At 41.3% G+C, this 12,434-nt stretch carries 10 protein-coding genes; 7 read left to right on the plus strand and 3 right to left on the minus strand.

Annotated elements, in window-relative coordinates; translation table 11 throughout:
• Positions 1-154 precede the first annotated feature (154 nt).
• Complete coding sequence (locus C727_RS0106670; protein WP_017444854.1) at positions 155-1,078, plus strand: helix-turn-helix domain-containing protein; 924 nt, start codon at positions 155-157, stop codon at positions 1,076-1,078.
• A gap of 1 nt (position 1,079) precedes the next feature.
• On the opposite strand, the gene C727_RS0106675 is transcribed toward C727_RS0106670, so the two are convergent.
• On the minus strand, positions 1,080-2,981 hold the full coding sequence (locus tag C727_RS0106675; RefSeq protein WP_017444855.1) for a sulfatase-like hydrolase/transferase: 1,902 nt from the start codon (positions 2,979-2,981) through the stop codon (positions 1,080-1,082).
• A 235-nt stretch (positions 2,982-3,216) separates the two neighbouring features.
• Here C727_RS0106675 and C727_RS0106680 point away from each other — a divergent pair, with 235 nt between their 5' ends.
• Entirely contained in the window at positions 3,217-5,166 is a 1,950-nt protein-coding gene (locus C727_RS0106680) for a putative bifunctional diguanylate cyclase/phosphodiesterase (RefSeq protein ID WP_017444856.1), read from the plus strand.
• Positions 5,167-5,193: 27 nt separating this feature from the next.
• Positions 5,194-6,390, plus strand: a complete 1,197-nt coding sequence (locus tag C727_RS0106685) for a DNA methyltransferase (RefSeq protein WP_017444857.1) — start codon at positions 5,194-5,196, stop codon at positions 6,388-6,390.
• Here the strand turns inward: C727_RS0106685 and C727_RS0106690 are convergent.
• Complete coding sequence (locus tag C727_RS0106690; RefSeq protein WP_017444858.1) at positions 6,387-7,007, minus strand: trimeric intracellular cation channel family protein; 621 nt, start codon at positions 7,005-7,007, stop codon at positions 6,387-6,389. The genes C727_RS0106685 and C727_RS0106690 overlap by 4 nt on opposite strands.
• A 116-nt stretch (positions 7,008-7,123) precedes the next feature.
• Between C727_RS0106690 and C727_RS0106695 the strand changes: the two genes are divergently transcribed.
• The 4 genes from C727_RS0106695 (at position 7,124) to lysS (ending at position 11,844) form a co-directional block, all read left to right on the plus strand.
• On the plus strand, positions 7,124-7,972 hold the full coding sequence (locus C727_RS0106695; protein ID WP_051008725.1) for an ion transporter: 849 nt from the start codon (positions 7,124-7,126) through the stop codon (positions 7,970-7,972).
• Complete coding sequence (locus C727_RS0106700; protein WP_017444860.1) at positions 7,965-9,113, plus strand: cupin domain-containing protein; 1,149 nt, start codon at positions 7,965-7,967, stop codon at positions 9,111-9,113. Before C727_RS0106695 ends, C727_RS0106700 begins: the two co-directional genes overlap by 8 nt.
• A 67-nt stretch (positions 9,114-9,180) precedes the next feature.
• Positions 9,181-10,279 (plus strand): peptide chain release factor 2 gene (gene prfB / locus C727_RS0106705; RefSeq protein ID WP_162131388.1). Its coding sequence is split into 2 segments (ribosomal slippage): positions 9,181-9,255 and positions 9,257-10,279, totalling 1,098 coding nucleotides; the frame shifts between segments, so codons are not numbered across the junction.
• Positions 10,280-10,299: 20 nt separating this feature from the next.
• Positions 10,300-11,844, plus strand: coding sequence for a lysine--tRNA ligase (gene lysS, locus C727_RS0106710; protein ID WP_017444862.1), 1,545 nt, complete (start codon positions 10,300-10,302; stop codon positions 11,842-11,844).
• A gap of 64 nt (positions 11,845-11,908) precedes the next feature.
• On the opposite strand, the gene C727_RS0106715 is transcribed toward lysS, so the two are convergent.
• Positions 11,909-12,379: an Lrp/AsnC family transcriptional regulator gene (locus C727_RS0106715; protein ID WP_017444863.1), complete on the minus strand. Its 471-nt coding sequence runs from the start codon at positions 12,377-12,379 to the stop codon at positions 11,909-11,911.
• Positions 12,380-12,434: the final 55 nt, after the last annotated feature.

Genomic DNA, 12,434 nt, shown 5'->3' on the forward strand with positions numbered 1-12,434 from the left:
CTAGTTTATTTAGGTTGGGCTGGATTTTGCTTAGTGTTTGAATCCACTTGGTTTTAACGGAAGCGAACTCTATTCCATGCCTTTATCAAAAAATGGCAAGTTTTAAAGGTTAATTAAATCAATCGGTTATGTTTTTTAAGTTTGGGTAAAAAAAATGAATAAACAAATGAATGCACCAGAACTAGATATTCAGGATCATTTTGATGCAAATATTCAAGCAAACAACATGGGCGAGTGGCAGCAGAAATATGATCAGATCAGTGAGGGGGCTTTTTATGGCTCTATTAAACATTTGTCACTGCCTAAAATAAAACTTTTTGCTGAGCAAAGTAGTCGTGCGTTAAAACAGCAATGTTCAGCAGGTGAAGCTGGGTTATGGTTAGGGTTCAGTGACAGTGCAGACTTTAAGATAAACGGGCGCACAGGAAAACGCGACCAGATGTATTATTGTTCTGGTTTAGCTGATTTTGAATTAGTCACACCAGAACACTTTAGTATCTATAGCCTAGTGATGCCAACGCAGGTGGTTGAGTCATTACTGCAAACGCAGCAAACTGATCTCCACAGCCTACAACTGGCCAAGGCCGCACCCACTACAGTGGCTCAGGTAAAGTATTATGTTGAACATTTAATGTCAGGTAATTTTCTACCTGCTTCTTGTGACGATCTTTTATTGGACTCAATTGCGGATATTTTGCAAGCCGATCAAATAGAAAACCAAGAAGGTTTGAACTCATCGCAGCGTTATCGAGTGGTTAAGCGGGTTAATGAGTATTTAAATGATGAGAAGTTAAAAAAACCTGTGACGGTTGGTGCGTTAATAGAGGTGGCTTTTGTAAGCCGTCGAACCTTACAGTATTGTATGCAATCCTGTTTAGGTTTAAGTCCAAAACAATATATTAGCCTGTTAAGGTTGAACCAGATCCGACGGCGCTTTCTTGATCCTGATGAAAGTAAAAATATCTCTGAGCTTGCATTTGAACATGGATATTTTCATCTAGGTCAGTTTGGCCAAGACTATAAGCGCCTATTTGGCGAAACACCAGGCCAAACAATAGCTCGCTACCGACCTCATTAACTTAAAAGTTGGCTGCTTGACAGTTTGGTAACTGCAAATTTTTTAGCGCAGTGAGTTTGCGGTCATGCGCACCTTTGGCAAAATTACTGATGTGATAGCTATTAGGTTTTTCCCAATCAACTTCAACTCGCCCATCGCCTAATACAATTCGTGCGAGCTTGTCTCTTAGTGTGCTGGCAACTTCTTGATAGGCAGGATGATAAGCAAGGTTATTCCGCTCGGCTGGATCGCAGCGTAAATCAAACAGCGCCATTTCTACGGCTTTATCTGATGCATTTAACGCCCATTTAACTCTATCGCCAGGCGCAAAACTCTTGCCAGGCTGGCCATTAGTTGGTCGAGTTCGCATTGAAAAAGCAAAAGTTTCACTGCGTAGATAGGCTCGTGGGCCCATGACAAAGTTAACTTCAGCCAAAACATAGTCTCTGTGGTATTGTTTTGAGCGGATGACTTTAGCTAAATCAAACCCACTTAGATGCGGGGCTTCTTTGGCTACATCCATGCCTGCGGCGGCGAGTATGCTGGGCGCTAGATCAACGTATTCAACAAAGTCATTGACAACTTTACCTGCAGGAAAGCGTTTTTGCTGCGAGTCAACTGCAATGATAATACCTTGGTTAGACGTGTTATAGGGACCAAATTTAGCTTCTATGCCTTGTTCGCCTAATTGCCAGCCATGATCGCCCACCGTCATCATTATGATGTATTCTTGATTATTTTGGCGACTGTATTCTTTAAAGGCGTTTACCGCTTCACCAATTAAATGATCACCATATGCACAAAACGCATAATAATCAGCAATGGCTTGTTGTTTTTCTGCCGCACTTAAACCATCAATCTTCATGACTTTATATAATCGTTGTAATTGTGGCGGTAGTTTTTCAACTTCTGCTTTAGAAAATTCAGGGACCTGATACCCTTTGTTTTTAAAACGATCACGGAAAGATTTAGGGGGCAGTACTGGGGTATGTGGGAAATGAAAATTTAAACTGGTCATCAAAGGTTGATTTGTTTTAACACCCTGATAAGTTTTATTAAATTGAGTTCGATAAGGGCGGTCAGGGTTATTTAAAAAATTTTTAAATGATTTAACTATATGGCCGTCTAATGTTTCGCCGGCCGGTTGTGGGCTTTGGCCACCGATAATTAGCGTATTTGAAGCTCGGGTATGGGCCCGCAAGATCTCTAGTTCTTGTTCAAGCGGCTTATTTGCTGGATTAAAGTCTCTGTCTACTCGGTATTCTTCAACACGACCGTTTGGAAAAACGAAGCGCTCTGATTTACCTAAGTTTTTCCAATTTTTGTCATAGTGTTCTATTTTAACCCAGTCGGTTAAATTGTTATGAGCCAGGTCTTTTTTAAAATCAACCCATTGATCATAAAAACCTAAATCATTCCAAGTTGTGCCGTTTTTGTATTCGTAAATACGGACACCACTTTTCCCAAACAAAGCGGTTTGATACCCCTGCTTGCGCAGCTCGACAGGGACGGGAGGGGTAAACAAATCGGTTTGATCATGGGTGCGCTCAAACCCGTATCGGCCACTCTTATGGGGATATAACCCTGTGATCATGGAGCTACGCGATGGTGCACAACCCGGTGATTGATTATACGCATGAGTGAACATGGTACCTTCAGCCGCCAAAGCATCTATATTTGGCGACTCAACATAACCTAATGGACTATTTTTGCTGCCAGTTTGGCTTAGGTTAAAAGCGGCAATACTATCAGCTCTTTGATCATCGGTAATAATCCAAAGAATATTCGGTTTTTGTTTAACTTCATTGAGCTCTGGTAAAGTTTGATTTGCGTTCGATTCACTGTAATTATTTGAAGTAGATTGGCTACAAGCAAGCATAAACAAGCTTGCTGCGATTGTAGACGCCAATTTTATTATTTTCATGCAGACTCCATTTTATTTTACGTTTTATTAATATTGTTAATTCAGCAATCAATTGACACGAGTGTAATGTTGACAGTTGTCTTTTATCTGGTGTTCGCGCGTCACACGGGAAATATTGGTATGATGCTGTCCACAAGAATCTGTGTTAGATCCCGAGCTCGCTGCGGTGAGCTTTGTGGTCACTAGGATATTCCTGTTATATACTGCAAAAGGCAGAAGATAAGGGAATAGTGAGATGCAGGTATCTTTACAACAATTAAATACTGCCGTTTGGGTATACGACTTTGAACATGGGCGTATACTTTGGGCAAACGATTCGGCCCTTAAGCTTTGGGATAGTCCGTCTTTTGATGAGCTTAGTAGTCGCGATCTGATTTCTGAACAGTCATCGGCGTTAAAAAAAACGCTTTTGCAATACAAAGAAACACTGAGCCGTGGGGGCGATATTCATTTAAATTGGACTTTTTATCCCCGTGGTAAACCCATTGAAGCTTTTTGCCAATATTCTGGCATTTATTTAGATGACGGCCGTTTAGCTATGTTGGTTGAAGCCACTAGTAGTGTAAAAATGCAGTCAAATCAAATTCTCACAAGTTCGGCTATTTTGTCAAACTTTGCATTAAATGGGGCTTTTATCAGTGGGAATAAGCTGTTTGTTGAGAGTTTTTCTGCAGACGTTTGTCAATTGAGTGATTTATTCTGCCACCCAAGGATTTATCAGCAATTGATGAGCGAAGTGACACTAAAAGGTTCATTCGAAGAAGATATTTTGTTATACACAGTCAATGGCCAGCGTTGGTTCAGGGTAAATGCAAGCTTGTCGACAGCAGACGAGGGACAAAGTAGCATTTTGCTTCATCAATTTGACATCCACGAACGTAAATTAACTGAGCAAAGTTTACGTGAGCAAGCTATCTCTGATCCATTAACCGGTTTGGTAAACCGCAGAGGGATCGCCGCTGCTTTAGAAAACCGTATTGTTGGCAAAAAACATCCATTTGCACTTTTATACATAGACTTAGACGGCTTTAAGATGATCAATGATTCACTTGGGCATCAGGTTGGTGACGAAGTGTTGATTGAAGTGAGTGCACGCCTAAAACAATTCTGTCGAGCCGGTGATACTTTATCTCGGTTTGGTGGGGACGAATTTATATTGTTAGTCGAGCAAACGACAAGCGAAGCTGATTATGCAGCCTTATCTGAACGTATTATTGAGTCTGTATCTGTGAGTTATGAGCTCGTTAATGAGCACAGGTTGTCGCTGTCCGCCAGCATAGGTGTTGCTGTTTTTCCGTACGATGCGAATGATGTAAAAGGACTCATCGGCTGTGGTGACGCGGCCATGTATCGGGCTAAAACATTAGGAAAAAAATGTTGGCAGAGGTATCAGCATGGCATGGAAAATACGTTAAAATATCGCAGTATGTTGGCGCAAAAATTGTCATTTGCGATTAAAAATGACGAATTAGAAGTTTATTACCAACCAATAAAAAATTTGCAAATTAATACAATTTTGGGATTTGAGGCATTATTACGTTGGCGTAACCCTCAGTTTGGCGTTATAGACCCAGAAGAAACAATAAAAATTGCCGAAAATACTGGTTTGATCCACGACATAGAAAATTGGGTTCTTGCCCAAGCAATGAGCGCACTTGTTAAATTAAAGCGCTTGTTTGGCGCCAAAACCACTATGGCAGTCAATATTTCTGGTCTGCATTTAACTGATCCTGGATTATTAACGCGTATGTTAACGGAGCTTAAGTCCCAGGGGTTAACACCCAAAGATTTAACGATAGAGTTAACCGAAAGTGTTTTAATGGAAGACCTTAATAATATGCAAGATGATCGGGCTATTGATAAGTTGATTGCAGCCGGGATCAGATTAAGTATTGATGATTTTGGTACCGGTTATTCGTCGTTAGCGCATTTACATAGGTTTCCAGCTTCTGTAGTGAAAGTCGATCGATGCTTTTTAAACGATCTCAATAACAACCAAGTGACTTTTGAATGCATTTTTAGGTTGGTTCAATCTTTGGGTATGCAAGTTTTGATCGAAGGGATAGAAACAAACGAGCAAGCGCAGCGTTTAAGTGATTTGGGTTATCAAGTTCAACAAGGTTTTTACCATGGTCGGCCACAGCCGTTGAATTTTTACCTACAGCAATCAGAGTTTAATGATTAGCAAGAATTTATATAGAAGTAAAATCAAGTGATAAATAGCATTGTGCAGGGCGACTGCATACAACAGCTGAGAAAAATAGAGGAGACTTCGGTCGATTTAATCTATTTAGATCCCCCTTTTTTTAGCGACAAAAAATATACCTTAAAAAGTCGTGAGCAGGCCCAATGTTTTAGTTTTAATGATAGGTGGGGCTGTGTGCAAGGTTATGCCGATTTTATGCAAGCCAGGTTGGCTCTGATGAAACCTCTATTGAAAAAAACCGGCTCTATCTTTGTGCATTGTGATAAAAATGCTCAGCATATCCTTCGTTCAATTTTAGATAACTTGTTTGGACGTGAGCAATTTCGTGCTGAAATCATTTGGCACTATAAACGTTGGTCAAACGCTCAAACCGGATTATTGGCGAGCCATCAAAATATTTATTTTTACTCAAAAAGTGATCAGTATAAATTTAATACCTTGTACACGGGGTATTCTGAAACCACGAATATTGATCAACTGTTATACAAACGCACACGGGATAAATTTAATAAATCCGTTTATTGCCGAAATGATGAGGGTTTATCTGAACTGGGTAAAGCCAAAAAAGGTGTGCCCCTTAGTGATGTTTGGGACATACCAACATTGAATCCAAAAGCAAAAGAAAGAGTTGGCTATCCCACGCAAAAGCCTCTGTCATTATTAGAGCGGATTATTGAATTATCAACAGACGAAGGCGATCTCGTATTAGACCCATTCTGCGGTAGTGGCACGACTTGTGTCGCAGCACACCTTAACGGGCGTCGTTACATTGGCATTGATGAATCAGTGGCTGCAGTTTCTTTGGCCCGTGGCCGCCTAGATCAGCCAATTAAAAGTGAATCTAAAGTGCTTAAACAAGGGCGTGGTGCGTTTCCAAAAGCAGATCAGCAGGCGCTTAATTTATTGCAAGGGGTTGCATATCATGCGGTTACTCGCAATAAAGGCATAGACGCTATTTTAGCCGAACCCTATCAAAATACCCCTGTATTAGTACGGGTTCAAAAACCGAAAGAGCCACTATGCGAAGCGGCGACTCGGTTGACGAATGCAATGCTTAAAAAAGGATCGTTAAAAGCGTTTTTAATTCAGACCGAGGTGGACATTGGGTTAGATGCACAATTTAAATTATCACCCGGTATTACAGTGTTAAGTACGCCTGCGGTCAGTATCGCAAACGCGCTAAAACCAGTCGTTGGCGACTAATCTCGAACCGACAACACAGGAATAGACAGGCCTTTATAAATGCCTATCAAACGTAACACTAAGATCGCTAACATGCCAATAATCATAGCGCTACCATCGTTTAAACCAAGGTAGACTAATAATAGGTATAACCCCCCGCCCGCGAGTGCTGCCACTGCGTAGACTTCTTTATGCATGACCAAAGGGATGTCGTTGCAAATAATATCGCGTAAGACGCCACCGGCGACACCTGTCATTATGCCCATAATTAAACAAATTTCGGTGCCATGACCAAGCGCTTGAGCTTTTTGAATGCCGGCCATCGCAAAAAACGCAAGTCCCACTGCATCGCAAGTATCTAACGCTTTTTGTGGAATGGGGTAAAAGCGCATGACTAAAAACGCAGATAAGGCTGCGCCCATGCCCACATAAAGGTAGGCAGTATTTTCGACCCACGCAATTGGGTGGGCGTTTAAAACCAAGTCCCTTAATGTGCCACCACCTATCGCAGTGATCAAAGCGACAACTAACACACCAAAAATATCAAATTGTTTGCGCCCTGCGGTTAATGCGCCAGAAATAGCAAAAACGGCGGTGCCAAAAAAATCCAAAAAGGTTAAAACTGAAGTCGACAACATAGTAGGTTTATACAGTCAAGGCAAAATTAAGGGCGCAAATTTTACCATAGGCAAAATGATTTCGCTTCTAGTTAGTGTCGGGAACACGTAAAATAACGCGCAAATTTACTGTCTTAATGATATCGAGGTCATTTGTGAATCAAACGCCAGATTCTGGTTTTGCAAAAATCCAATATAAGTTTGAAAAAATAAAATCAAATAAAGCTTTTGAGTTGTTTGTGATAAGTATTATTGTTATTTCAGCGTTGCTTATTGGCGCAAAAACTTATCCATTAGCCCCCTCAGTTCAGCAAGCTACTTTGATTATGGATTATTTTATTACTGTTTTCTTTTTAGCAGAAATCAGCATACGTTTTATTGCCGATCCCAATAAAAAACGATTTTTTCATTCCTTTTGGAACTGTTTTGACAGTTTGATTGTACTCGTTAGTTTAGTGCCGATTGATAATTCAGAAATGGCAGTCATTGGCCGTTTAATTCGTGTCTTTCGAGTTTTACGTATGGTTTCTATAATCCCAGAGTTAAGAATTTTATTAACTTCGTTAGTCAAAGCATTGCCTCAATTGGGTTATGTTATGTTATTGATGTTTATAATATTCTATATCTACGCTGCAGTCGGTAGCACCTTGTTTAGCAGTATTAATGAAACCTTATGGGGAGACATTACGATTGCGTTATTAACCTTGTTCAGGGTAATGACTTTTGAGGATTGGACTGATGTGATGTACGAGACCATGGAGGTTTATCCATTGAGTTGGTTATATTATTTAACTTTTATCTTTTTGTCTGCGTTTGCGTTTTTGAACATGGTTATAGGTATAGTGGTTAACGTAATGGAGCAGGAGCACCAGAAAGCACGAGCTGATAAACTGGCTGAACGCGGTGAAACTGAACCGACTTTGTCTGATTTAAAAGCTGAACTGGCTCAGATTAAAGCCCTGCTGGAAAAAAAACACCATGTATAAATTTAATAAATTTGATATAGACGCATTTTTACAAGACTATTGGCAAAAAAAGCCGTGTTTAATTCGTGGTATGTTTGCCGATTTTAATGATCCTCTGTCGGCAGACGAATTGGCTGGTTTGGCCATGGAAAACGAGGTGGAGAGCAGAGTTGTCTATCGTTCAAAAGAGCAATGGCAAGTGACTCATGGACCACTAACTGACTATCAGGCTTTTGGTGGAACAGACTGGACTTTGTTAGTGCAAGCCGTAGATCATTTTGTACCAGAGGCGGCTGAGCTTACGGATTGTTTTCGTTTTATACCGGACTGGCGCATTGATGATCTTATGGTCAGTTTTTCTACACCGGGTGGTGGTGTGGGGGCGCATGTTGATCAGTACGATGTGTTTATTATTCAAGGCCAGGGCTCACGGCATTGGAAAGTGGGCGAGCGACAAACTCTGACACAAACATTACCGCATCCTGATTTATTACAAGTGACTGGTTTTGAGCCATGCATCGATGCAGTTTTAGCGCCGGGTGATGTTTTGTATATTCCGCCAGGATGCCCTCATGAGGGGTATGCACAAACCCCTGCACTCAATTATTCAGTTGGGTTTAGAGCCAATAACCAAACAGAGTTGTTATCTGCGTTTGCAGATTTTGCATTGCAAGAAAGTTGTTTTACTGAGAGATATACAGATCCAGGACTTTCAAAAACCCAAACACCAGGCCAGATAAGCACAGACAAAGCGGATCAATTAATCAAATTATTACAGCAAACTTTAAGTAACAAAGCAGCAACATATCAATGGCTAGGACAATTTTTAACTCAGCCTAAATACGAACATGAGCTGCCAACCTTTGAAGAGGCTGCCGACAGCGAATACCTAGTCGAATTGATTGAGCAACTGGATGGTTGGCAACGAACCTTAGGTGTGCGTTTTTTGTTTTTGCATGACAGCTTATTTGTGCACGGTGAGGCTTTATCTTTGTCGGCACAGCAGTATCAGTTTGCGCAATGGTTGGCCGATAATAAACAGTTCACCGCAGCCGAATTAAAAACATATTGTCAACAGCCGGCGAACTTGAATTTGTTTAGTGCGTTAGTTTGCGAAGGGTTTATAACGCCAAGTGAACAAATTTTCGACGAAGACGACTGACGGAACTACCCAAAGGCGCGTTATTTAAGGTACAATCCGCGCCTGAATTTTTAATCGTTGAGAGACTATGTTCGAAGTTAATCCAGTCCAGAACAAAATAAAAGATATTGCAGAGCGCACTCAGATGCTTAGGGGGTATCTTTGACTATGATGCCAAAGCGGAACAGCTAGAGGAAGTCAGCCGAGAACTGGAATCTCCAGAAGTCTGGAACGAACCAGAGCGGGCGCAATCACTTGGTAAAGAAAGAGCAAGCTTAGAGTTAGTGGTTAAAACCATTGATGAACTCGAGCAAGGTTTAGAAGACGTCGAAGGTTTGCTTGAATTAGCCGTTGAAGCAGAAGATGAAGAAACCTTTAATGAAGCCCAGCAAGAGCTAGCTGAGCTTGAAGACAAAATTATTGGTTTAGAATTTCGCCGTATGTTTGCTGGGCCACACGATAGCTCGGATTGTTATATAGATTTACAATCAGGTTCTGGTGGCACCGAAGCGCAAGATTGGTGCAGCATGCTATTACGTATGTATCTGCGTTGGGCCGAATCACACGAATTTAAGACAGAGCTGATTGAAGTATCTGATGGAGATGTTGCTGGCATTAAATCAGCAACTATTCGGATTAGTGGCGAATATGCATTTGGGTGGTTACGAACTGAAACGGGTGTGCATCGTTTAGTGCGTAAATCACCGTTTGATTCAGGTAATCGTCGCCATACCTCGTTTGCGTCGGCGTTTGTTTATCCTGAAGTGGATGATGATATCGAGATCGAAATCAATCCGGCCGATTTACGCATTGATACTTACCGGGCATCAGGTGCCGGTGGTCAGCACGTAAACCGAACAGACTCTGCGGTACGTATCACCCACCTGCCAACCAACACAGTGGTTCAGTGTCAAAACGACCGTTCTCAACACAAAAATAAAGACCAGGCAATGAAGCAGTTAAAAGCCAAACTATACGAGTTGGAACTGCAAAAACAAAATGCCGAAAAACAGGTAATGGAAGATGGTAAATCTGACATTGGCTGGGGCAGTCAAATACGTTCGTACGTATTAGATGACGCCCGTATTAAAGATTTGCGCACCAATGTTGAAAACCGCAATACCCAAGCGGTATTAGATGGTGCGTTAGACCCATTTATTGAAGCGGCATTAAAAGCCGGTATCTAACCTCACGAGTGGAAAAAAGAATGTCTGATACAAATATACAAACGCAGGAAGAAAACAAACTGATTGCTGAGCGTAAAGCCAAGCTTGCGGCCATTCGTGAAGCCTGTGCTGCCAATGGCCATCCAAATGATTTTAACCGCACTCACTATGCTGCTGATTTGCAAGCAGAGCATGGTGAAAAAGATAAAGCGGGTTTGGAAGATGAAGACAATCAGGTTGCGGTTGCTGGTCGCATTATGGCAAAACGTGGGCCATTTTTAGCGCTGCAGGATATGTCTGGCCGAATTCAGGCCTATGCTGACAAACAAGTCCAGAAAGATTTAAAAGAAAAATATGGCGCGTTGGATATTGGTGACATTATTGGTGTGAGCGGCCCTGTGCACAAGTCTGGCAAAGGCGACTTATACGTTCACATGAAAAACTATGTTCTGTTAACCAAATCATTGCGTCCGCTGCCAGAAAAATACCATGGTTTATCTGATCAAGAAACCAAATATCGTCAGCGCTATGTTGATCTTATGATCAATCAACAAACTCGTGATGTATTTTCAATCCGTTCAAAAGTGATTAGCGGTATTCGCAACTTTTTAAGCGAGCGTCGTTTTATGGAAGTTGAAACCCCTATGCTGCAAGTGATCCCTGGTGGCGCATCGGCTAAACCTTTTGTTACTCACCATAATGCGTTAGACATAGATATGTATTTGCGTATTGCACCTGAATTATATCTTAAACGTCTGGTTGTAGGTGGTTTTGAGCGTGTATTTGAAATAAACCGTAACTTCCGCAACGAAGGGTTAAGTACAAGGCACAATCCAGAGTTTACCATGATAGAGTTTTATCAGGCTTATGCTGATTATAACGATTTAATGGACTTAACTGAGCAGATGTTGCGTACATTAGCGTTAGACGTGCTGGGCACTACCGAAGTTGTAAATACTAAACGCAACGAAGAAGGTGAAGTGATAGAAAGTATCAGTTACGACTTTGGTCAAGCGTTTGAACGTTTAACTATGGCCGAAGCGATATTACGCCATGCACCAGAACTAGACGCTGAAGTTATCCGTGATGCAGAGAACAATTTAGCCGGTTTGCAAAATATTGCTAAATCGCTTGGTATTAAAGAACCAGAGCAAGAAGGTATCTGGGGCGCTGGTAAATATCTGACAGAGATATTTGAGGCAGTGGCTGAGCATAAACTGATTCAGCCAACCTTTATTACTGAATATCCGTGGGAAGTATCACCATTAGCCAGACGTAGTGATAATAATTCATTTGTGACTGATAGATTTGAGTTTTTTGTCGGTGGTCGTGAATTAGCGAATGGATTTTCGGAATTAAATGATGCTGAAGATCAGGCTGAACGTTTTATGAAACAAGTGGCAGAAAAAGATGCTGGGGATGAAGAAGCCATGCATTATGATGCTGACTATATCACGGCGCTAGAATATGGCCTGCCGCCAACTGCCGGAGAAGGGATAGGTATAGATCGGTTGGTGATGTTATTTGCCGACTGTGCAACCATTAAAGATGTCATATTATTCCCTCACATGCGACCACAAGCTTAAGCTGAGTGGTTGTAAAGCGCGCTTGATAAAAAAGGTTAACGGATGTTAACCTTTTTTGCTTTATTTAATGATCGATCAAAGGGAGGGCGGTGCTTTTTACTGGTGACTTTAAAACAAAAGACGACTGTACACCACTGACACCTGCTATCCTAGTTAACCGATTGAGCAGAAATTGCTGGAAGTCATCCATGTCCTTAACAATCACTTTTAATAGATAATCCGCAGCCTGACCCGTGACTAGATGGCATTCTAGTACTTGTGGGCAACTTGCAATCTCACGCTCAAATTCGGCAAACCGTTCTGGCGTATGTTTATCCATGCTAATTTGAATAAAAGATAAGAGTGTTAAGCCGAGCTTACGAGCATCTAATAATGCCACATAAGCCTCAACTAAACCTACAGATTCTAACTGCCTGACGCGTCGTAAACAGGGGGCTGGTGACAAATTAATCCGTTCGGCTAACTCTTGATTAGAGATCCGGCCTTCGCTTTGAAGTATTTTAAGGATTGCCTTATCGTAGTTATCTAGTTTCACATTGAATTCTCTATCTGAAATTAAATTGCTAAAATTAAATAATTTTTGAAATTTA

Source organism: Gayadomonas joobiniege G7 (assembly GCF_000300815.1).
GTDB lineage: Bacteria > Pseudomonadota > Gammaproteobacteria > Enterobacterales > Alteromonadaceae > Catenovulum > Catenovulum joobiniege.